The following is a 22,110-nucleotide window of genomic DNA, read 5'->3' on the forward strand; positions in this document are numbered from 1 at the left end:
GCTGCGTTGGCGGTTCCTGGCCGGTTAGCGTCACGCGTGGGCGGCGCGGCGGCCGCGTGGTTTCAGATATCGGGGTGGAGCCGGCCACCCTACGGCCCGCGTGGCCAAGTCAAGGCGCCGGCAAGGCCAGGCGCAACGGCCCCAGCATTTCGGTGATGGTCTCCGCGCTCGACGGGTGGCCAAGAAAGAAGCCCTGCACCAGGTCGCAGCCGTACTGCTCGAGCATCACCAGCTGCTCGTCGGTCTCGACCCCTTCGGCCACCACCGCCATTTTGAGGCCGTGGGCCATGGCGATGATGGCGCGCGTGATCGCCGCGTTTTCCGAGTCCTGCGGCAAGCCGCAAATGAAGCTGCGGTCGATTTTCAGGGCGCGCACGTCGAAGCGTTTCAGGTAGTTCATCGACGAGTAGCCGGTGCCGAAGTCGTCGATCGAGAGATACACGCCGATGCCGCGCAACTGTTCGAGGGTGGCCATGGTGGCGCGGGCGTCGTCCATCAGCGTGCCTTCGGTCAGTTCGAGTTCCAGCAGCTTCGGGTCGAGTCCCGTTTCGTCGAGCGCGGAGAGCACGATCTGCGACAGGTTCTCATCCTTGAACTGCTTGGCCGAGAGGTTCACCGCCACCCGCACCGAGCGGTGGAAAGCGCGCTGCCAGAGGCGCGCCTGGTTGCAGGCGGTACGCAGCACCCATTCGCCGATCGGCACGATCAGGCCGGTCTCCTCGGCCAGCGGAATGAATTCGGTCGGCGAGATGATGCCGCGCTCGGGGTGGCGCCAGCGCACCAGCGCCTCGACGCCGACGATTTCCAGCGAGCGCACGTCGAGCTGCGGCTGGTACAGCAGGTAGAGTTCGTCGTTCTGCAAGGCCTTGCGCAAGCCCACTTCGAGCTTCACGTGGCTCATGATCTGCATCGTCAGCGAAGAGCTGTACAGCTTGGCGTTGTTCTTGCCGCAGTTCTTGGCGTGGTACATGGCGGTGTCGGCGAATTTCAGCAGCGAATTGCAGTCGTCGCCGTCTTCCGGGAACAACGAGATGCCGATGCTGGCGGTGACGAAGATCTCGTTGCCGTCGATGAGGAAGGGCCGGCGCATCGCTTCCTTGACCCGGTGCGCGACGTTGAGCGCATGCTCGACCCGTTCCAGGTCGGGAATCAGGATCGTGAACTCGTCGCCGCCCAGGCGCGCCAGGTTGGTGGCCGAGGTCTCGGCGACCATGGCCTCGCCGGGCAGTGCTTCGCTCCTCGACACCAGGTCGCTGGGGCGGATCGTCTCGCGCAGGCGTTCGGAAACGATTTTCAGCAGGTGGTCGCCGACGTTGTGCCCGAGCGTGTCGTTGATGCGCTTGAAGGCGTCGAGGTCCATGAACAGCACCGCGAACTTCTTGTTGCCGACTTTCGAGCGCTGCAGTTCGCGTTCCAGTGTCTCGAGAAAGGCTTGGCGGTTGGGGATGCCGGTCAGGCTGTCGCAATAGGCCAGGCGCCGGATCTGCTCTTCGCTGCGTTTGCGCTCGCTGATGTCGCGCACCAGGCCCAGCACTTCGGACGGGCCGGTGGCCACCAGGCGCGCCTCGAAATGCTGGGTGTCGCCGAAGCGCAGCAGCTCGTATTCGATCGAGCGGATCTGCTGGGTGCGCAGGACTTCGCCCAGCTGCTCCATGACGCGCGTGGCGATGTCGCGCGGCAGCACCTCGCTGATGTGGCGGCCGACGCAGCGCTCGCTGGTGAAGGGCACGGCGCCGTCGCGCTCCCGGCTCGGAAAGCCGCGGCCCGGCTCATAGTCCAGATAAAAGCCGTCGCGGTTCATGCGGAAGAAGGTGTCCGGAATCGCGGCCAGCACGGCGCGGTTCTGGGCGTCGGCAATGCGCAGGCGCGCGATGGCGTCGCTGGCGCGCAGCACGTACAGCACGCGGTGGCCGAGGATCGGCCAGTTGATCGGCTTCGAGACGAAGTCGGTGGCGCCGGCCTCGTAGGCGCTGGTGACGGCTTCGATGTCGTCGCCGCCGGTGACCATCACGATCGGCACCGAGGCCCCAGGACCCTCGCTGCGGCGGATCGCGCGGCAGGCGCCGAAGCCGTCCAAGTGCGGCATCTCGACGTCCATCAGGATCAGGTCGGGGCGGCGCTCGCGCGCGAGACGCAACGCCTGGCGCCCGTCCTCGGCCTCGATGGCGTCCAGCCCGACCTGCTGCAGCATCTCGAGCATCAGCAGGCGCATGACCGGATCGTCGTCGGCGACCAGCACGACACCGCGTTGTGTGGATGGGGAGGGTGACATGGGCTTCCTTCTCTAGACGAGCATGGCATTTAGTGACTGCTGCACCGCCTGGAACTCTTCTTCCATATCGGCGAGCAAGGTGGCCGCACCCGTCACGCTGGCGTTGCGGCCCATTTGTTCGAGGTCCTTGCACAGGCGCGCCAGCGTCTCGGCGCCGACGTTGGCGCTGGCCGACTTCAGGCTGTGCGCGACGCGGCGCACGGTCTCGGCGTCGTGCCCGCCGACGGCCTGGCGCAGCGTGCGCAGGTGCTGCGGGGTGTCGCCGACATAGGCTGAAATCACCTTCTGCACCAGCGCGTCGCCGCCGCGCTGGCTGAGCGCGCGGATGTTTTCCAGCGCGCGGGCATTGATGACGTCGCGCTGGATCACGTCGCGCATCGCCTGCGGCAGGGCCGGCGCGGCGTCGTCGTGGTGCACGCTGCTGCTGAGCGGCATGGCGATCCAGCGTCCGACCACGCCCGCCAGGTCGGCCTGGGTAAACGGTTTCGACAGGTAGTCGTCCATACCGGCGGCAAGGCAGGCTTCGCGGTCGCCCTGCAGCGCGTTCGCCGTGATCGCAATCACCGGCAGCATGCGCGGACGGCCGGCGTCCTGTTCTTCGCGGCGGATGGCGGCGGTGGCGGCAAAGCCGTCCATCACCGGCATCTGGCAATCCATCAGCACCGCCTCGAAAGTCTGGCTGCGTACCGCTTCCAATGCTTCGAGTCCGTTCTGGGCCACCTGCGCCTGCAGTCCCAGGCTCTCGAGCATGGCCTTGGCCACCTCGACGTTGACCGGGTTGTCCTCGGCCAGCAGCACGCGCCGGATGCGCGCGGTCCGTTCGCCGCGCGGCGCCTGCGGCGGCGGCAGGAACTGGGCGGCGGGGGCGGTCAGCCCGCGCGCGCGCGCGCCGAGGCAGGCGAACAGGTCGGCCGCGCGTGCCGGTTCGATCAGCTGGTAGGCGACACCGGCTTCGCGCCGCTGTACCGGATCGGCTGCCAGGCGTTCGGGACTGAGCAGGATCAGGCGCGTCGGGCGCGTCAACGGGTCGGCCTTGATGGTGGCCGCCAGCAGCAGCCCGCTCGACTGGCGCAGTTCCATGTTGAGGATGGCGGCGTCGAATGGCGCGCCCGCGCGTGCCTGCGCCGCCAGCAGCTCGAGCGCGGCACGCGCGCCGTCCGCCTGTTCGCAGGCGAGCTCCCAGGCCGACAGGTGGCGCGCCAGGGCGATGCGCGTGGTGGCGTCCTCGTCGACCACCAGCACGCGCATGCCGTTCAGGGTCTGCTGGCCGCCAGGCGCCGCCGCGCCCGGCGCGTCCGGGTCGACGCGGCGCTTGTCGAAGCTGACCGTGAACCAGAACACCGAGCCCTGCTTGACGCCGTTGTGGGTGCCGTTGTCGACGCCGATCGCGCCGCCCATCAGTTCCACCAGTTGCTTCGAGATCGCCAGCCCGAGGCCGGTGCCGCCAAACTTGCGGGTGGTCGAATCGTCGGCCTGCGAAAAGGCTTCGAACAGGCGCCCGCGCGCCTCGCGCGCGATGCCGATGCCGGTATCGATCACCTCGAAGCGCAGCACCACCGCCTGGCTGTCTTCGCTCGCCACGCGCACCCGCGCCACGATGCGGCCGCGCTCGGTGAACTTGATCGCATTGCCGAGCAAGTTGGCCATGATCTGGCGCAGGCGGTTGGGGTCGCCGCAGATCGCCACCGGGATGTCGTTGGCGATGTCGAATTCGAAGGCGATGCCCTTGTTCTGCGCCTGCGGCGTGTAGACGGTGTGGATGTCTTCGAGCAGGTCCCACAGGTTGAAGTTGATGTATTCGATGGTCAGCTTGCCGGCCTCGATCTTCGAAAAGTCGAGGATGTCGTTGATGATCACCAGCAGGTGTTCGCCGGAGCGCTTGACCAGGCGCGTGTAGTTGCGCTGGGCTTCGGTGAGGCTGGTACCAAGCAGCATCTCGGTCATGCCAAGCACGCCGTTCATCGGCGTGCGGATCTCGTGGCTCATGGTGGCCAGGAAGGCGCTCTTCGCCCGGCTGGCCGCTTCGGCGGCATTCTTGGCGCGCTCGAGCTGTTCGGTGCGCACCGATACCTGGCGTTCGAGCTCGTCGCGGTGCGTGGTCAGCGCCGCGCCGCGGCCCTCGATCTGGGCCAGCATGTCGTTGAAGCTGTCGATCAGCGTCCCCAGTTCGTCGCGGCGCGTGTGCGCCACTCGCAAGGTGGTGTTCTGGCTTTCCGACACCTGCTGCGCGGCCGCGATCAGCTTCGTGACCGGATCGGTGATGCTGCGCGTGAAGCGCCGCGCCAGCACCAGCGACACCAGCAGCGAGACGCACATCGCGCCCGCGAGCACGCCGACGCCGCGCAGGATGTCGCGCCACATCGGCAGCAGGTCGACTTCGATCACCAGCACGCCGACCTGGGCCGTGCCGCCGATGACCGGCCGGTACAGGCGCAGCTGCGGCGAGGTGATCCGGCTGCCTTCGAGGTTGGCCGCGGCCAGCGCTTCGGCGTCCATCGCATCGAGCCTGGCCGGCGGCGCCGCGGCGGCACGCCCGGGTGCCTTATAGGTGGCGAACAGCATGCCCTTGCGATCGTAGAGGGCTGCGCGCGAGATTTCCTGCTTGGCTTCGAGCGACACGAGCAGGGTCAGGGCCAGGATGCGGTCGTTGAAGACCAGTGCGTCGGCGCTGCTGGTGGCCACCACGCCGGCCAGCGAGGACAGGTGGCGGCCTTCGTTCTCGCGCTTGCTCAGGACCGAGGCGCTTGAGAAGGCGACGAACACGCACAGCAGCGCGGTGGCGGTCGACAGCAGCGACATCGTCGTCAGTTTGCGGTACAGGCTGGAACGCGCGAAGTTCGGCATGGCGGCAGATGTGCAGGAGCGGCATGGCAATACGGGCCGGCGCCAACCAGCACGCGCATGCCCTCCTTGCAGAAATGCAAATTCCTGCAAGAAAAAATATTACGTGGGAGGGGAGGGGGTGGCTTTGCGTTGCCGCAAAGCGGGGGGCGTGGGGTGGCGTGGGGTGGACACGGCTGTGCCGCCCACGCGTTCCGTGCACGGGGTGAAATGTGCGTTGGCTTTATGCGGCCTGTCTTCCGTGGGCACAAGTGCCCACGCTACGCGCGGAGGATGTTGCTGACGCTTCGCGTCAGCAACATCCTCCGCTTCGCCCCGACCCATAGCGCGCTTCCTGCCGCTCGCGGAAAAACTCCTCGTACGTCATCGCCGGCTTGTCGGGATGCTCGCGCTCCATGTGCGCCAGGTAGGTGTCGTACTCGGGCAAGCCGACCATCAGGCGCATGCTTTGCCCGAGATAGCGGCCGGCCTGGGCGAGGGTGGAGAACATTACGGCACCTGTGGCGTCGGCGCAGCGACGAACGGCGATTCCTTGACCGTCGGGTTGCTGTTGTTGCGCGCATTGATCACCGTGCGGATGCCGTAGTACAGCACGGCGATCACCACGATCATGAAGAAGCCGGCCAGCGCGGCGTCGACGTAATCGTTGAAGATGATGCGGCGCATCTCGCCGAGCGACTTGGCCGGGGCCAGCACCTGGCCCTGGTCGAGCGCGGCCTGGAACTTCTGGGCGTGGGCCACGAAACCGATCTTCACGTTTTCGTGGAAGATCTTTTGCCAGCCGGCGCTCAAGGTGCAGATCAGCAGCCAGATGGTCGGCAGCACGGTGACCCAGGCGTATTGACCGCGCTTCATCTTGAACAGCACGACGGTGCCCAGCATCAGCGCGATACCGGCCAGCATCTGGTTGGCGATGCCGAACAGCGGCCACAGGGTGTTGATGCCGCCCAGCGGATCGACCACGCCCTGGTACAGGAAGTAACCCCAGGCCGCCACGCACAGGCCGGTGGCCAGCAGGTTGGCCGGCAGCGATTCGGTGCGCTTCAGGGCCGGGGCGAACGCGCCCAGCAGGTCTTGCAGCATGAAGCGTCCCGCACGGGTGCCGGCGTCGACCGCGGTCAGGATGAACAGCGCTTCGAACAGGATCGCGAAGTGGTACCAGAAGGCCATCATGGTCTTGCCGCCGACGACGTTCGAGAGGATGTTGGCCATGCCGACCGCCAGCGTCGGGGCGCCGCCGGCGCGCGAGATGATGGTGTGCTCGCCGACGTCCTTGGCCATTTGCGTGAGCGCATCCGGCGTCACCACGAAGCCCCAGTTGGAGACGGCCGCGGCCGCGCTTTCGGCGGTGGTGCCGAGCAGCGCCGCCGGTGCGTTCATCGCAAAATAAATGCCCGGGTCGATGGTCGATGCGGCCACCAGCGCCATGATGGCGACAAAGGATTCCATCAGCATGGCGCCGTAGCCGATGAAGCGGGCGTGGCTCTCGTTCTCGATCATCTTCGGCGTGGTGCCCGAGGAGATCAGCGCGTGGAAGCCGGACACGGCGCCGCAAGCGATCGTGATGAACAGGAAGGGGAACAGGTTGCCCGACCAGACCGGACCGGTGCCGTCGACGAAACGCGTCACGGCCGGCATCTGCATGTGCGGCGCGACCAGCAGGATGCCGATCGCCAGCGCCACGATGGTGCCGATTTTAAGGAAAGTCGACAGGTAGTCGCGCGGCGCCAGCAGCAGCCAGACCGGAATGACGGAAGCGACGAAACCGTAGCCGATCAGCATCCAGGTCAGCTCGGTACCGGTGAAGGTGAACATCGGGCCGAGGGTGGGGGAGTCGTGCACCCACTGGCCGCCGATGATGGCGAGCATCAGCAGGATGAAGCCGATGAAGGAAATCTCGCCAATGCGGCCGACGCGGATGTAGCGCGAATAAATGCCCATGAAGAGCGCGATCGGAATCGTCGCCATGACGGTAAAGCTGCCCCAGGGTGAGCCGGTCAACGCCTTGACGACGATCAGCGCCAGCACCGCCAGGATGATAACCATGATCATGAAGGTACCGAACAGCGCGATAATGCCCGGAATCTCGCCCATTTCAGACTTGATGAGGTCGCCCAGTGAGCGACCGTCGCGGCGCATCGACATGAACAGGACGATGAAGTCCTGCACCGCGCCGGCAAACACGACGCCGGCAAGGATCCACATCATGCCCGGCAGGTAGCCCATCTGGGCGGCAAGCACGGGGCCGACCAGCGGGCCGGCGCCGGCAATCGCCGCGAAGTGGTGGCCGAACAGGACGTACTGGTTGGTCGGTACGTAATCGAGGCCGTCGTTGTATTTATAGGCCGGGGTCTGGCGGCTGGGGTCGAGTCCCATCACCTTGGTGGCGATGTACAGGCTGTAGAAACGGTAGGCGATCAGGTAGACGCAGACGGCGGCCGCCACCACCCACACGGCATTGATGGACTCGCCGCGGCGCAAGGCTACGTAGGCGAGCGCACCGGCGCCGAGGAGTGAGAGCGCCGCCCAGCCGAGTCGATTTCCGAGACGATTCATGGTGGCTCCTTGAAGTTATTGTTGGTATGGGCGCGGCGTATCCGCTACGCTGATGGGGCTGACAGCGTGGCTGGAAGGGTCCGACCCCGGACTTTCGTTATTATTGCCCTATTATGTAAAAGGCAAGCGCATGATTCTAACTGTCAGGTGTGGCAATTTCGCTACGTATTATCCCGTAGTGCTTTTGTCATGATTGCGGGATGAAATGTATCTTTGTGGAAACATTTCGATTGCTTTTGGTCATCTGCTCGACTAATATTGTCTGACTACCTATTCCGAAGACGCCGATGGCTTTGCTGGACTTGAAACATCTGCCGCTGGTGCGCCTGCGCCCGGTGGCGAACAGCCGCAACGAATGGGTGGCGCTGCGCATGAACCTGGGGGATGGCGAAGTGCCGGTGTTTTTCGGCGCGCCCGATCTGCTGGCGGCGATCGCCCCGCTCGACTGCGTGCTGCACCTGGACGACCCGGCCCGGCTTACGCCCAAGCTGCTGACCCTGCTGCCGCCGCAACGCATCGTACTGTCCTTCCCCGCCGGCGCGCTGGCGCAGGAGGGCAGGGCCCAGCGCCTTGCCGCGCTGGCCGATGCCAGCTACCGCCTGCTGCTCGACGGCCCGCTGCCGTTTGGCATGGCACGTCCGGCAGGGGTACGCGCCGTCTCGCTCGATTGCCGCATCGGCGCACCCCTGGCCGGCAGCCTGTCCGCGGCCTTTGGGCCGCACCTGGCGCACGGCGTCGACAGCGCGGCGCGCCTGGCCGACTGCATGCGCGCCGGCTTCGCCCTGTTCAGCGGCGACTACCCGCTCGACCGGAGCGCCGCGCGGCCGCAGGACGCCACCTCGCGCCGGCGCATCCTGGGCCTCCTGGCCTTGCTCGCGTCGGACGCCGATGCGCGCGAACTCGAACTGCTGCTCAAGCAGGACCCGGCGCTTTCCTACCATTTGCTCAAACTAGTCAATTCGGCCGCCTTCGCGGTGAACACCACGATTACCGGCTACGCCCAGGCGATCGCCGTGCTGGGCCGGCGCCAGCTGCAGCGCTGGCTGCAATTGCTGCTGTATGCGCGCAGCGAAGCCGACGGCTTGCCGAACCTGCTGCTGCCCCTGGCCGCACTGCGCGCCGGCCAGCTGGAAATGCTGTGCAGGCGCGAGGGGGGCGAGCGCGACGCCCAGGACCTGGCCTTCATGACCGGCGCCTTTTCCCTGCTCGACCGCCTGCTCGGCATGCCGATGGCCGAGATCCTCGCCGAGCTTCCTTTGCCCGCGCACGTGACGGCGGCGCTGCTGGCGCGCGAAAGCGTACTGGGCCAGCGCCTGGCGTTGAGCGAATCCGGTCCCGACGCCGCGCTACTGGCGAGTGCCGAGGTCGATGCCGCAGCCTGGTGGGACAGCCAGCTGCACGCGCATCACTGGGCGATCCAGGTGGCCCGCAATGTCTGACGCACTGATCCTGTCGACCCACGATTTCGTCGCCTGCAGCGCCGCGCTCAGCCAGGCCGTGCTGCGCCTGCGCGGCGAGGCGCTGAGCGCGGAACTGGGCCGCATCGCGCGCGCCCTGCTGGCCAGCCCCGAGGGACGTTTCCTGCCGGTCGACCCGATGGCCCCGAACGGCGCCGAACCGTGCGTCGCGCCCCCCAGCATGCTGGTGCACGAAATCCATACCGACGGCGCCTATTACGGCTGCTACGAAGTCGGCGGGCGCGGCGACTACGACGAGCACGACCGGCGCAACCTGGCCGGCCTGGCCACGCTCACCGGCACGCTGCTGCAGGTGCACTCGCTGGCGCGGCACGCCACCCACGCCTATGCCGGCATCGAAGCGCAACTGGCGCGCCAGTCGCAAATCCTCGACCAGATCCACGAATCGGTACTCACGCTCGACCTGATGGGCTACATCACCAGCTGGAACGGCGGCGCCGAGCACCTGTTCGGCTATTCGTCGCTGGAAGCGGTGGGGCAGAGCATCCTGTTCCTCTACGTCGACGAAGACGAAAGCCTGCCGGATGCGTTCGCCGAAAACGGCGGGCGCATGATGGAGGTGCGGCGCCGTAAAAAATCGGGCGAGGTATTCTGGGCCAGCCTGTCGCTGTCGCCCTTGCGCGATATGGAAGAGCGCCCGGTCGGCCTGATCGCCTACCTCACCGACATCACCGAGCGCAAGCTGGCCGAAGAACGCCTGCATCACCTGGCCTATTACAACGAACTCACCGGCCTGCCGAACCGCACCCTGTTCGCGCGCCTGGTCGACCAGGCGCTGATGGTAGCGCAGCGCAACGTGGGCACCGGCTGCGTGCTGTTCATCGACCTGAACCGCTTCAAGCTGGTGAACGACACCCTCGGCCGCCGCGTCGGCGACGAATTGCTGCGCCAGGTCGCGGCGCGCTTTCGCGCCACCCTGCGCGAAGAAGACGTGGTCGCGCACCTAGCCGGCGACGAATTCGCGGTCGGCCTGTTCGACATCCGCCAGCACTTCGAGGCGACCACGGTCGCCCAGAAGCTGCAGGCCGCGCTCGATGCGCCTTTCCTGGTCGACGGCCACGACCTGCGCGTGGGCGCCAGCGTCGGCATCAGCGTGTTCCCGCAGGATGGAGTGGAAGCCGAGACGCTGCTGCGCAACGCCGACATTGCGATGGCGCGCGCCAAAGAGGGCCACGCGAATCCGGACAATAGTGTCGCCTTCTACAGCATGGACATGAACCAGGGCATGCACGAGCGCATGCGCATCGAGTCCGGCCTGCGCCACGCGCTCGGCCATGGCGAACTGCTGCTGTACTACCAGCCGAAGTTCGAGATCGGCAGCGACCGCCTGATCGGCGCCGAAGCGCTGGTGCGCTGGGCCCATCCCGAGCGCGGCCTGGTGCCGCCAGCCGACTTCATCCCGCTGGCCGAAACCACGGGCCTGATCGTGCAGGTCGGCGAATGGGTGCTGGAGCAAGCCTGCGCCCAGGCCGCCATCTGGCAGCGCGCCGGCCTGCGTCCGTTCCGCATTGCCGTCAACGTCTCGGCGCGCGAATTCACCTCCTCGCTGCCGGCGCGCGTCGTCGCCACCCTGGCACGCTACGCGCTCGACCCATGCTGGCTCGAACTCGAAATCACCGAAAGCACCCTGATGCACGACATCGACCGCGTGATCGGCATCATGGACAGCATCAACGCGCTTGGCGTGGCGCTCTCGCTGGACGACTTCGGCACCGGTTATTCGAGCCTGTCGTACCTGAAGCGCTTTCCAATCCACACCCTCAAGATCGACCGCTCGTTCACGACCGGGATTCCCGCGGATTCGAGCGACTGCGCCATCGCCAGCACCATCATCAGCATCGGCCGCCAGCTCGGACACCGGGTGATCGCAGAAGGGGTCGAAACTCTCGACCAGCTTTCCTTCCTGCGCTCCTCGGGCTGCGACGAGGTGCAGGGTTACCTGTACGCGGCGCCGTTGCCGGCGGCGCGCTTCGAGCAGGGGTTGCGGGAGAATTGGTTGCTGGTGGAGTAGGGTGAATAGGGAATGCTTGCGGCAACGCTCAAGGCAGTGGGGCTGGCACTTGCCAAATACACGTGTAATCGCTGCAATTCATGCGGTGATTGTACGGATTAATCGCCGCATTGCCAATCCAGAACGAGCACGACTGCCCAGCAAGAGAAAACGAAAAAAGCCCCAACTCGTGGGGCTTTTGTTCAATATGCTTGGCGGAAGCGGTGAGATTCGAACTCACGAACGGGTTCCCCCGTCGGCAGTTTTCAAGACTGCTGCCTTCAACCACTCGGCCACGCTTCCTGACGTCCGGCATTATACATAAATCACTCTCTTGAGGGCAGGCAATCGGGCAGCGATATGGCCAGGGTCGATGTGGTTTGCTATATGATCCCACCCTTCGAACCGAAAGTTTGCAATGCTCATCATCACCATCAAACAAGGCAAGGAAAAATCCATCCTCGCCGGCGACCCCTGGATCTACCTCTCCGCCATCGACAAAGTCGACGGCAAACCGCAGGAGCGCAGCAAGCCCGGCGCCACCGCCATCGTGCAATCCTCCTCGCGCCAGTTCCTGGCGCGCGCCGCCTACAACGCCAAATCGCAAATCGCCGCGCGCGTCTGGACCCTGCGCGAAGACGAGCCGATCGACCACGCGCTGATCAAGCGCCGCGTGCAGGCGGCCCTGCAGCGCCGTACCGGGCCATGGGTTACCGCCGATCCGCAAGCGCTGTTCCAGCTGGTCGATGGCGAAAAGGATGGCTTGCCCGGCCTGCTGGTGCACAGCTATGGCGGCGCCGATGGCTACCTGGTCTGCCAGTTCAACGCCGCCGGCGTCGACCTGTGGAAGGTGGCCGTGGTGCAGGCGCTCATCAAGGAAACCGGCTGTCCCAATGTGTTCGAGCGCAGCGACGAGTTGCTGCGCAAGGGCGAGGGGCTGCCGGACATCTGGCGTGCGCTGGCGGGCAATGAGCCGCCGCAGAAGCTGATGGTGCGCGAGGGTGGACGGCTGGCGCCGATGGATATCCGCACCGGGTTTGTCTACCCGCGCTGAATTTCTTCTCTAATCGGCCGTCACCCGCTCGCCGAGGCTAGCCGGCTCCCACGGCCGCAAACCCTGGTCCTTGGCCAAACGGATGCGGTGCAGCTTCATCGCATCGATGATGTCGGCCGTCCTCGGACTGCTCGCCAGTACCGGCAAGGTCTGGCTGGCTTCGAGGAAGAACTGGCGTCCCTGTTCCTCGCCCTGGCCCAGCCAGGCATCCGCCCACCAGTCGACGATGCGCTCGCTGGCGCGCGCCAGTCCGGCTTGCGTCACCAGCCGGTTCGATTTCTGGATGTTGATGCGCCGCGCCGCCGGCATCAGGTTCCACGCATCGCCACAGGGCCATGCCGCATACGGGAAGCAGTGGTCGACGTCGTAGTCATCCTTCAGGCGCGCACCCGACCAGACGCAGTACACGGGTTTGCCGGCGGCGCGGATGCGCTCGACCGCGGTTCGTGCAAGACGCGTGTCGCGCACCGGATCGGCCCAGGCAAGCAGCGTGTGCGCGAGCGCCCGTACGTCAGGGCGCGATCGGCCGGCGTAGTTCTCCATCAGCCTGACCCATTCCGATACGAGCACGGGCTCGACCCAGACGTTGTAATGGCTGAGCGCCTGCCAGAGTTCGAGGGGAACGCGGAAGTCGCCCAGGCTCCACAGGAACGGCGCGTCGATCAGGAGCCGCTCCGGCGCCGACAGCTGGCGACGCCGGGACACCGTGAAGATCGGCTTGTCGCTGGCCGGCCAGCGCAGGTATTTGGCCGGCATGTCGCGGATCAGCTGCGCGATTTGGGACAGGCTGCGGTGCAAATGTTTCGCCGTCTGTCCGCCGAATACCGCGCCGATGCGCAGTTCCACCGGCGCCAGCGGCTGCAGGGCATTGAAGCTGTCGGTCACGAAACCGGGTCCGGTGCCGAGGCGCGACGCCGGCATTTGCGGCAGGCCGTGTTCGATCAGCGGCTTGACCATCCGCATCCAGAACAGCGCTACCAGGCCGAGCGGAACGACGACCGCGTCCGCTTCGTAGCGCGCCAGTCCGGCCGCCGTATCGGCAATGCGGGCCAGCACGCGCAACAGGGCGACCTTGTAGGTCGACGATTTTTCGTCGACCAGGATCAGGTGGCGCAGCAGGGGCAGGGCGCCCAGGCCGTCGTCGGGCAGGCCCAGCACGACGTTGGTCCACGCCACCTCGCTGCGCCCGAGCTTGTCCGGGCTGTCGGTGGTGCGCACCACGCGCAATCCGAATTGCAGGGCGAGGCTCGACAGCTCCTGCGGCGACACCGCATGCATCGCCCGCTCGCTGTCGGGCGCGCCGAGGCGCAGGCTGATCGCAATGCGTCCCCTGGGCGCCAGCAGCGTGGCCAGTTTGCGCAGCGCGCGCTGGCGCGTTGCCGGTGGAACGTGCATCCATACCGCCGACAGCAGGATCAGGTCGAAGTGCAGGCCGAGGCGCCGTACGCGGGTCAGGTCGGGCAGGCTGTCCGAGAGCCAGTGGATCCTGTTTGACGCGTGCAAGCGGCGCGCCTGCGCCAGCATGGCGTCCGACGGCTCGACCGCAACGACCTCGTAGCCATGCGCGGCAAGCCAGGCGGCATCGCGGCCGGAACCGGCGCCAATGTCGAGCACGGTCGCGCCAGGGGGCGGCAACAGGTCGAGCAGCGAGGCGTGGACGTCTTCGAAGGCGAGCGATTCGTACTGGTCGACGAGGCGCACTGCCTGCTGTTCGTAGTAAGGGATAAGCGCCATGGGCGTTCGTTCATTGCGGTTGAGCTGGCATATTGTAATCCGGAACTGTTCAATATCTCGGCGTGCCCCAGGTCTGACCCTGCTATCGGTACGCTCGCGCACTAAACTTATTGGAAACATATTCCCTCGCGGATATGATGCTCGATTAATTTTGATCCATCGATCCGCATGCAGAAACCGGTTCGCGCCCCCGCGGCGACCCAGCGCCCATTGCGCCTGGCGACCATCACCATGCTCACGGTCAGCATCGCCGTCACCCTGACGGTCTTGCTACACCTGGCCCTGGTCAGCCATTTCGCGCACCAGCAGGCGCGCAAGGAAGCGCAGTTGCGCCTGCAGCAGTTGTCGTGGCAGATGCGCGATTCGCTCAACCGCGTCACCGGCAGCGCCGTCGTCACCGTCAAATTGCTGGCGCAACTGCCGCAGGTGCGCTCCTGGGACGATCCCGACGCCACCCGCAGCGTGCTGGAAGCCGTGCAGGGCGCGGTGGCCGATTACGCCTGGATCGGCGTGGCCGATGCCGACGGCAAGGTGCGGGCGGCAACCGGGCGCATGATCGAAGGCGTGCAGGTCGATGGCCGTCCCTGGTTCCAGGCGGGGATGCGCGGCGTGCACGCGACCGATTACCATCCGGCCCTATTGCTCGACAAGCTGTTGCCGAAGGCAGACGAACCATGGCGCTTCATCGACCTGTCGGCACCGCTGGTCGGGGCGGACGGCGCCATGCGCGGCGTGGTCGGGGTGCACATGAGCTGGCAGTGGGTGCGCAACCGCGCGCGCCAGCTGCTCACGCCGGCCATGCGCGAATACGGCGCCGAGGTGCTGGTGGTGCGCGCCGACGGTACCGTCCTGCTGGGGCCGCCCGACTTGCTGGAGACGAAGTTCGACAGCGCGAGCCTGCGCCTGGCGCAGCGCGGCCAGACCGGTTCGCTGCGCGAGCAGGGGCCGGACGGCGAGGCTTACCTGACCGGCTACAGCCAGACCGGCAGCGCCGGCGACCCGGCCACCCTGCAGTGGGCAGTGCTGGTGCGCCACAGCGAGGATGCTGCGCTGGCCCACGCGCGCGAACTGGAACAGCGGATGATCTGGCTGAGCGTACTGATGGCCGCCGTGCTGGCCGGTTGCGCGGCGTTGCTGGCGCGCCGCTTGACGCAGCCGATGGTGGCGCTCAGCGGGGCCATCGCGCAGGCGGTGGCCGCGATTCGTGCCGGCGGGCGCTCGGCCGACATCCCGGTGGTCGACGGTTTTCATGAAGCACAGGTGCTGTCGACCGCCATGCGCGAACTGGTGCGCAGCGAGGAGGCGCATCGCAGCGCGCTCGAGACAATGAACCAGCAGCTGGAAAGCACCGTCGCCGCCCGTACCGCCGAACTGCAAGCCTTGCTGCTGCGCGACGCCCTGACCGGCTTGCCGAACCGGCGTGCCCTGATGCAGGCCTTGCCCGAAACCATGCGCCGCGCCGCGCGCATCGGTAAGCCCTGCGCCTTGCTGTTTCTCGACCTCGATGGCTTCAAGGGCGTGAACGATACCCATGGACACGAGGAGGGCGACGAACTGCTGCGCCAGTTCGGCGCGCGCCTGCTGGCGGGCGTGCGCAAGACCGACCTGGCCGCACGCCTGGCCGGCGACGAATTCGTGGCGGTGCTGGAAGGGCTGAGCGACGTCCAGGATGCGAACGACAAGGCCGACAGCCTGCTCGCGGTACTGCGCGCGCCCTACCGGCTCAAGCGCGCCACGGTGACGATCGGCGCCAGCATCGGCGTGGCCCTGCACCTGCCGGGCGACGCGCACGATCTCGACGGCTGGCTGGCGCGCGCCGACGGCGCCATGTACACCGCCAAACGCGGCGGCAAGAACGGGGTGGCGTTGGCAAGCTGAGGTATCACTTCGGAAGCGTTGCTTTTCAGAAGTCAGAATGTACCTACACAAAGACGAGCCGAACTGGTCAGCCGTATGTGTGACATTCGACAGATGAACTCGCTTGAGAGGGGTAATGTAGAGGCGTAGGAGGATACGCCGATGCGCAAGTTCGTCACGTTTGCAGTGCTGGGAGGAAGTGCCGCGTTTGCCTGCGCACAGGGTGGCGCGCAGGGAAGCGTGCAGGGAAGCGTCATCACGCATGGCCTGAGTGCGTTCAGTGTCGTCGATCCCGGTGCGGGTCAGCGCGCTTGCGCCGGCAGCTGCGCGACCGGATTGGGCGGAGCAGGGCCGGAATCGCGCACCGAGGTCCAGCGGCACGCACAAGCCGGCAACACCGAAGCCATCTTTGCCGCCGAGAGCGGCGTGCGTGTCGAGACCGGGCGCGGCGACCGGCACGAGCGCCTGCATGAGCGTCTGTATGGGCGCCAGGCATTCGTCGGCCTGGCCGGTGAATTCGGCGCCCTCACCATCGGGCGCCAGTACAACCTGCAATACCTGGCGCTGACCGACGTCGGCGACCCGTTCAAGGGTGGCATGGCCGGCAATGCGGGCAACCTGATCGGCGGCGGGCGGCGCGCCGACAACAGCGTCCAGTACTACGGGCCGCTGCGGCGCGGCATCTCGGCCGGCGCTTCGTACGCATTCAAGGACCAGGTCGATACCTCGCCCGCCGGACGGGCCTGGGGCATGACGGTCGGCCTCGAGGCTGGAGCGCTGACGGTACGCGCGGCGCACCAGAACCTGAACGCCGTGCGCGTCCAGCTCAACAGCAAAACCAGCAACGACACCGTGGCGCGCAACTCGATCCTGGCGGCCAACCTGCGCCTTGGCTGGGGCACGGCCTACGCCGCCTACAGCATGAGCCGGGGCTGGGCCGCGTCGCCGCTGTTCAATCCCGACAATCCGTATGGCGCCGGCCTGGCGCGCACGCCGTCGAGCAGCAGCCGCGATGGCCTGTTCGGGCTGGCGATGCCGCTGGGGCAGGGCACGACCCTGCTCGCTTCCTACATCACCAAGGACGACCGCGACCTGGCCAACCAGGACGCCACCCAGGTCGCCTTTGGCGCCAGCCATGCGGTGTCGCGCCGCACCGATTTCTATGCGGCCTACTCGCGCATCGAGAATCGCAACGGCGCCGCCTATACGGTCGGCAATGGCGGCGCGCGCGGCAATGGCAATTCAGCCCTCAACCTCGGCATGCGTCACGCTTTTTGATGCGGCCTGCGCTGCGACGTGCACGGGCAAATGCCTGTAGCCTGACACTATCTTTCAATCATTCGACAACCATTTTCACGGAGGCATTATGACTGGTACTAGTACCCTCGACCCGGACAACTTCCCGGAAAGCCCGGACCGCAGCCTTGGCAAGGGCCACGGCATCGACGCGCTGGGACCGAGCGACATTTCCGACACTGGCAGCGATGTCGTCGGCGGCCCCGGTTTCGCGACCAACCTCGATGACGACCAGGTGCTGCACCTGGACGAAGGCACGACCTCCGACCTGGAGTCGAGCCACGCCGGCGACACGGCCGGCCCCGACGTCGGCGACGCCAATTTCTCGGGCGACAGCGACATGGGCGGCACCGGCGAGCGCGCCGCCGCCGGCCGCGACACGGTCGTCAAAGATGGCGCCGACATCGACACCGACCATATCGAATCGATTCCCGATTTGCCGCTGACAGAAGACGATACCGATTTCCTGGCGAGCGGGCCGCCGATCGATCCTGACGACGGGAAGTAAGTGGCAGCGTGGGCAGGTGTGCCCGCGCTGCGATAAACAAAAAGGCGCGCGATCTTGCGCGCCTTTTTGACGTCCAGTCCAAACTTTCGCAAGTTACCGTGGCTGCGTCAGTTTCCACGCCGCGAACAGGGCGCCACCGCCCAGCAGCGCGGTCAGCAGCGGTTTCTTGTTCAGGCTGAGCGTGGTGTAGGCCGAGGTTTCCTTGACGCTGCGTTCGGTCATGCCCTGGCGCTCGCGCAGGGTATGGCTCGGATCCGGCGCATGCAGGGCATCGGGGCGGCCCGGCATCTTGTCGAACTTCGATTTTTGCTGGCTGAACAGGGTCGCGCGCGAGTAGCGGTCCATCAGGCGCGGCATGTGCGCATGGCCGGCGGAAACGAATTTCGAGGCGCCACCGACGAATACTTCGCGTTTCGGATGGGTCGCGCAATGCAGGATGGCCTTGGCCACGATCTCGGGTGCATACACGGGCGGCGGCAGCACCGCTTCCTTGTCCATGTAGTTCTTGGCGTGCACGGCGAACAGGGTATCGATCGCGGCAGGCTTGATCAGGCTGACCGAAATCGGCGCCTCTTCCTTCTGCAGCTCCATGCGCAGCGATTCGGTGAAGGCTTTCACCGCATGTTTCGAGGCCGAGTACATGCCTTGCAGCGGCACGGGCACATCCGACACTTCGCTGCCGACGTTGATGAGGGTACCGCCACCGCGCTGCTTCATGCGCCTGACCGCTTCCAGCGAGCCGTTCACGACGCCCCAGAAATTGGTCTGGAACAGGCGCTGGTGGTCTTCGAGCGCGATGTCTTCCAGGCGCCCGAAGGTACCGACGCCGGCATTGTTGACCCAGGTATCGATGCGGCCATAGCGGTCGATCGCGGTCTGGCCGATGCGCTCGACGTCGGCGACGTTGCCGACGTCGGCGGCGACGGTCGCCACCTGGCAGCCCTGGCGCCGCAGTTCGCTGGCAAGCTGGTCGAGCGCCTCGCCGTTGCGCGCTGCAAGGACGAGCTTGGCACCCTGTTCGGCGGCGATGCGGGCGGTGGTCAGGCCGATGCCGCTGCTGGCGCCGGTAATGACGATCACCTGTTCATTGATGTTGCGAAGTTTTGCTGACATGAGTGCTTCCTTTCCACGGGTTGGTACGGGAAGGACTGCTTGCCCTGACGCATTGGTACGCATGCAGGGCATGCAGGCCGCGACTTATCAATTCAACACAGTCGTGGCCATCTCATGGATTTCAAGTCATTTTTTGCCGGGTTGATAAACCTGGTCGAACACACCGCCATCGGCAAAGTGGGCTTTCTGGGCGTTGGTCCAGTTGCCGGCAACCTGGTCGAGCGTGAACAACTTGATGTTCGGGAACTGGGTAGCGTACTTGCGCGAAAACTTCTCGACCGATGGGCGATAGTAGTTCTTGGCGATGATGTCCTGGCCTTCGTCGCTGTACAGGTATTCCAGGTAAGCCTGGGCGACCGGACGGGTGCCGCGCTTGTCGGCGACCTTGTCGACCACGGCCACCGGCGGCTCGGCCAGGATGCTGACCGATGGGGCCACGATCTCGAACTTGCCCGGACCGAGTTCGCGCAGGGCCAGCAGGGCCTCGTTTTCCCAGGCCAGCAGCACGTCGCCGATGCCGCGTTCGACGAAGGTGGTGGTGGCGCCGCGCGCGCCCGAGTCGAGCACCGGCACGTTCTTGTACAGCTTGTTGATGAAGTCGCGTGCCGAGGCTTCGTTGCCGCCCGGCTGGCGCAGCGCATAGCCCCAGGCCGCAAGGTGGTTCCAGCGCGCGCCGCCCGAGGTCTTCGGGTTCGGGGTGATGACGGACACGCCCGGCTTCACCAGGTCGCCCCAGTCCTTGATGCCTTTTGGATTGCCTTTGCGCACCAGAAACACGATGGTCGAGGTGTAAGGGGCGCTGCGGTTCTTCAGACGGTCTTGCCAGTTGTGCGCGATAAGGCCGCGTTCACTGATAGCATCGATGTCATACGCCAACGCCAGGGTGACGACGTCGGCCGAGAGGCCGTCGATCACCGCGCGCGCCTGCTTGCCCGAGCCGCCATGCGACTGGCGCACGGTGACGTTGTCGCCGGTCTTGGCTTTCCAGTGCTTGGCAAACGCCGCGTCGAAGTCCTGGTACAGCTCGCGCGTCGGGTCGTAGGACACGTTGAGCAGGGTCACGTCAGCCGCAAACGCAGCGGACTGGGAAAGCAGTGCAACGGCAAGCAGCGAGGAAGCGATTTTTTTGAACATACGTTTCTTTCAGATGAGTTGAGACACGGTTACCGCTAGGGTAGGTCTGCACGCATTGGAAGAAAACGAATGATTTCAGCTATGGTTATGCGAATTTCAGTGTTGGCACATTGGCAGCGTGAACGGACAATGTGCCGGTACGCGCTTATCGCGATTTCGACAGGATCAGCAGCCAGCGGCCGAACAGCAGCACTTCGACATGGCCGGGTTCGACGCCGGTATCGCATTCCATGATCGGGTTGATCGGGTAGAAGCGTTTGCGGAAGTCGCGGGTAAGCAGGATTTCACGTTGTCCGATGCGCATAAGAAAAGGTGCAGGAGCGTATTCCAGGCCGAAAGAGTTGTTCAGAGTGGTCATTGACGTTTCCTTTGTTTGAATTATGTTGGTCAGTGAAAACAGAATAGCATAACCACTGTATAAATCCACAGTTACTGTACATAAGCACAGTAAAATTTTCTAACTGTAGTATTTTTGCCATCGCAGCATCGCTTCATGACAAAGTCCTTGACCACCCGCCTGCAGCACTTCGCCGCCGCCCGTTTTTCGCCGCAGGAAGCCTTTGGCCTGCACCTGACCCTGGGCATCCTGGCGCTGCTGCTGGCGATGGCCGGCTTCGCGCGCATCGCCGGCGCCGTGGTCAACGGCGCCCCGATCACCGAGCTCGACCTGCGACTGGCGGCCTGGCTGCACGCCCATGCCCACGACAGCGACGTCCTGCGCAGCTTCCTGCTGGGCATTACCCATCTGCACAGCACGCCCGGCGTATTGAGCCTGACCGCGCTGGCCGGCTGGTGGCTGGTCCGGCGCGATGCGCGCCATTGGATGCTGACCCTGCTCGCGGCGGTGCCGGGCGGAATGCTGCTGAACGTGGCCATGAAGCATACCTTCGAGCGTGCGCGCCCGCATTTCGACGAGCCGATCCTGACGCTCACCACCTACAGTTTCCCGAGCGGCCACACGGTTGCCGCGACCTTGCTGTACGGCGTGCTTGCCTGCTACCTGACGCGCCACGCGCGCAGCTGGCAGGCGCGTGCGGCGATCGTGCTGGCTGCCTGTGCGATGGTGCTGCTGGTGGCCGGCTCGCGCCTGTATCTCGGCGCCCATTACCTGTCCGACGTGCTGGCGGGAATGGCCGAAGGCTGCGCCTGGCTGGCGATCTGCGTCACCGGCGTGGCTACCTTGCGGCGGCGCCAGCGCGGGCGCGCGACGAACTGAATACTGATCACCGAGGAACCCTGATGCGAACCCTAATCCACCTGTCCGACCTGCATTTCGGGCGTGTCGACCAGACCCTGCTGGAGCCATTGCGCGAGCTGATCCATTCGATCGCGCCGAGCGTGGTCGTCATTTCCGGCGACCTGACCCAGCGCGCCCGCAGCGAAGAGTTCGAAGCGGCACGCGCCTTCCTCGACACCTTGCCCGGGCCGCAGATCGTCGTGCCCGGCAACCACGACATTTCCCTGTACAACGTGTTCCGCCGCTTCGCCAAGCCGCTCGACCGCTACAAACGCTACATTACCGACGACCTCGACCCGATCTACGTCGACGACGAGGTTGCCGTGGTCGGGGTGAACACGGCGCGTTCGCTGACGATCAAGGATGGGCGCGTCAACAAGGAGCAAGTGGCCAAGATCCGCGAACAGCTGGCCGGGCTCGATCCCAACATCACCCGCATCGTCGTCACCCACCACCCGTTCGACCTGCCAACCACCTTCGAGGAACAGGACCTGGTCAACCGCGCGCCGATGGCGATGGAAGTATTCGCCGAATGCGGCGTCGACGTGCTGCTGGCCGGGCACATGCACGTCAGCCACGCGGCCAGCACGGCCTCGCGCTACCAGATCGACGCCTACGCGGCGCTGGTGGTGCAGGCCGGTACGGCGACCTCGACACGGGGCAGGGGGGAGGTCAATTCGTTTAACCTGCTGCGCGTCGAGCACGAGCGGGTCGAGGTCGACCGTTATGGGTGGGATGCATTGACCAATACGTTCCGGGTCATCCTCACCGAGAAGTTTTTGCGCAGCGGGAATGTGTGGGCGCCGGCGGTGGAGGGGATGCTGGCAGCGGGGTTGTAACGGTCACGCCCGGTCGCAATGTTCGATCATTGTTATAGGTAGGGTGGGCTCCGCCCACGCGGTACCACGGCGACACCTCGAAACGCATTTAATACCCCACGGCAGACGCACGCCGATGTTGTCAGTCGGCGCGGTATGCCACGGTACGACCGCGTGGGCAGAGCCCACCCTACGGACCGCAGGATTCACGCCCCTGCGACA

The 22,110-nt window shown here is 65.7% G+C and carries 16 protein-coding genes and 1 tRNA gene; 8 read left to right on the plus strand and 9 right to left on the minus strand.

Features of this window, described 5'->3' with window-relative positions:
- Positions 1-109: 109 nt before the first annotated feature.
- The 4 genes from IFT60_RS20215 to IFT60_RS20230 all read right to left on the minus strand — a co-directional run bounded on the left by IFT60_RS20215 (position 110) and on the right by IFT60_RS20230 (position 7,669).
- Positions 110-2,272: a putative bifunctional diguanylate cyclase/phosphodiesterase gene (locus IFT60_RS20215; RefSeq protein ID WP_192054966.1), complete on the minus strand. Its 2,163-nt coding sequence runs from the start codon at positions 2,270-2,272 to the stop codon at positions 110-112.
- A 12-nt stretch (positions 2,273-2,284) separates the two neighbouring features.
- The gene (locus IFT60_RS20220) at positions 2,285-5,116 is read right to left on the minus strand and encodes a response regulator (protein WP_192054968.1); all 2,832 of its coding nucleotides are present in this window, start codon (positions 5,114-5,116) and stop codon (positions 2,285-2,287) included.
- Positions 5,117-5,405: 289 nt separating this feature from the next.
- Entirely contained in the window at positions 5,406-5,603 is a 198-nt protein-coding gene (locus IFT60_RS20225) for a YbdD/YjiX family protein (protein WP_192054970.1), read from the minus strand.
- Positions 5,603-7,669: a carbon starvation CstA family protein gene (locus tag IFT60_RS20230; RefSeq protein ID WP_192054972.1), complete on the minus strand. Its 2,067-nt coding sequence runs from the start codon at positions 7,667-7,669 to the stop codon at positions 5,603-5,605. Before IFT60_RS20230 ends, IFT60_RS20225 begins: the two co-directional genes overlap by 1 nt.
- Before the next feature lie 287 nt (positions 7,670-7,956).
- Here IFT60_RS20230 and IFT60_RS20235 point away from each other — a divergent pair, with 287 nt between their 5' ends.
- The gene (locus IFT60_RS20235; protein WP_192054974.1) at positions 7,957-9,108 is read left to right on the plus strand and encodes an HDOD domain-containing protein; all 1,152 of its coding nucleotides are present in this window, start codon (positions 7,957-7,959) and stop codon (positions 9,106-9,108) included.
- Entirely contained in the window at positions 9,101-11,158 is a 2,058-nt protein-coding gene (locus IFT60_RS20240; RefSeq protein WP_192054976.1) for a putative bifunctional diguanylate cyclase/phosphodiesterase, read from the plus strand. The genes IFT60_RS20235 and IFT60_RS20240 overlap by 8 nt, the downstream gene beginning before the upstream one ends.
- 192 nt (positions 11,159-11,350) lie before the next feature.
- On the opposite strand, the gene IFT60_RS20245 is transcribed toward IFT60_RS20240, so the two are convergent.
- Positions 11,351-11,440, minus strand: a tRNA-Ser gene (locus IFT60_RS20245).
- Between the two features lie 115 nt (positions 11,441-11,555).
- On the opposite strand from IFT60_RS20245, the gene IFT60_RS20250 reads away from it, so the two are divergent.
- Positions 11,556-12,191, plus strand: a complete 636-nt coding sequence (locus IFT60_RS20250; protein ID WP_192054979.1) for a class I SAM-dependent rRNA methyltransferase — start codon at positions 11,556-11,558, stop codon at positions 12,189-12,191.
- Positions 12,192-12,200: 9 nt separating this feature from the next.
- Here the strand turns inward: IFT60_RS20250 and IFT60_RS20255 are convergent, their stop codons facing one another.
- Positions 12,201-13,925, minus strand: a complete 1,725-nt coding sequence (locus IFT60_RS20255) for a class I SAM-dependent methyltransferase (RefSeq protein WP_192054981.1) — start codon at positions 13,923-13,925, stop codon at positions 12,201-12,203.
- Positions 13,926-14,093: 168 nt separating this feature from the next.
- On the opposite strand from IFT60_RS20255, the gene IFT60_RS20260 reads away from it, so the two are divergent.
- The 3 genes from IFT60_RS20260 (at position 14,094) to IFT60_RS20270 (ending at position 17,586) form a co-directional block, all read left to right on the plus strand.
- Complete coding sequence (locus IFT60_RS20260; RefSeq protein ID WP_192054990.1) at positions 14,094-15,803, plus strand: sensor domain-containing diguanylate cyclase; 1,710 nt, start codon at positions 14,094-14,096, stop codon at positions 15,801-15,803.
- 141 nt (positions 15,804-15,944) lie between these two features.
- A complete protein-coding gene (locus tag IFT60_RS20265; protein WP_192054992.1) occupies positions 15,945-17,060 on the plus strand; it encodes a porin in 1,116 nt (371 codons plus the stop codon).
- A gap of 88 nt (positions 17,061-17,148) precedes the next feature.
- Positions 17,149-17,586: a hypothetical protein gene (locus IFT60_RS20270; protein ID WP_192054994.1), complete on the plus strand. Its 438-nt coding sequence runs from the start codon at positions 17,149-17,151 to the stop codon at positions 17,584-17,586.
- A 93-nt stretch (positions 17,587-17,679) separates the two neighbouring features.
- Here the strand turns inward: IFT60_RS20270 and IFT60_RS20275 are convergent, their stop codons facing one another.
- The 3 genes from IFT60_RS20275 to IFT60_RS20285 form a co-directional block, all read right to left on the minus strand.
- Positions 17,680-18,699 (minus strand): SDR family oxidoreductase, encoded by a 1,020-nt coding sequence (locus IFT60_RS20275; RefSeq protein WP_192054996.1) that lies wholly within the window; start codon positions 18,697-18,699, stop codon positions 17,680-17,682.
- 126 nt (positions 18,700-18,825) lie between these two features.
- Positions 18,826-19,833, minus strand: coding sequence for a sulfate ABC transporter substrate-binding protein (locus IFT60_RS20280; protein WP_192054999.1), 1,008 nt, complete (start codon positions 19,831-19,833; stop codon positions 18,826-18,828).
- A 145-nt stretch (positions 19,834-19,978) separates the two neighbouring features.
- Positions 19,979-20,191 (minus strand): hypothetical protein, encoded by a 213-nt coding sequence (locus IFT60_RS20285; protein ID WP_192055002.1) that lies wholly within the window; start codon positions 20,189-20,191, stop codon positions 19,979-19,981.
- A gap of 135 nt (positions 20,192-20,326) precedes the next feature.
- Between IFT60_RS20285 and IFT60_RS20290 the strand changes: the two genes are divergently transcribed.
- Together IFT60_RS20290 and IFT60_RS20295 are read left to right on the plus strand one after the other, a co-directional pair.
- Positions 20,327-21,049, plus strand: coding sequence for a phosphatase PAP2 family protein (locus tag IFT60_RS20290; protein WP_192055004.1), 723 nt, complete (start codon positions 20,327-20,329; stop codon positions 21,047-21,049).
- A 23-nt stretch (positions 21,050-21,072) separates the two neighbouring features.
- The gene (locus IFT60_RS20295; RefSeq protein ID WP_192055007.1) at positions 21,073-21,909 is read left to right on the plus strand and encodes a metallophosphoesterase family protein; all 837 of its coding nucleotides are present in this window, start codon (positions 21,073-21,075) and stop codon (positions 21,907-21,909) included.
- The last annotated feature ends 201 nt before the right edge of the window (positions 21,910-22,110 follow it).

The organism is Massilia sp. CFBP 13721 (assembly GCF_014842025.1).
Classification (GTDB): domain Bacteria; phylum Pseudomonadota; class Gammaproteobacteria; order Burkholderiales; family Burkholderiaceae_D; genus Telluria.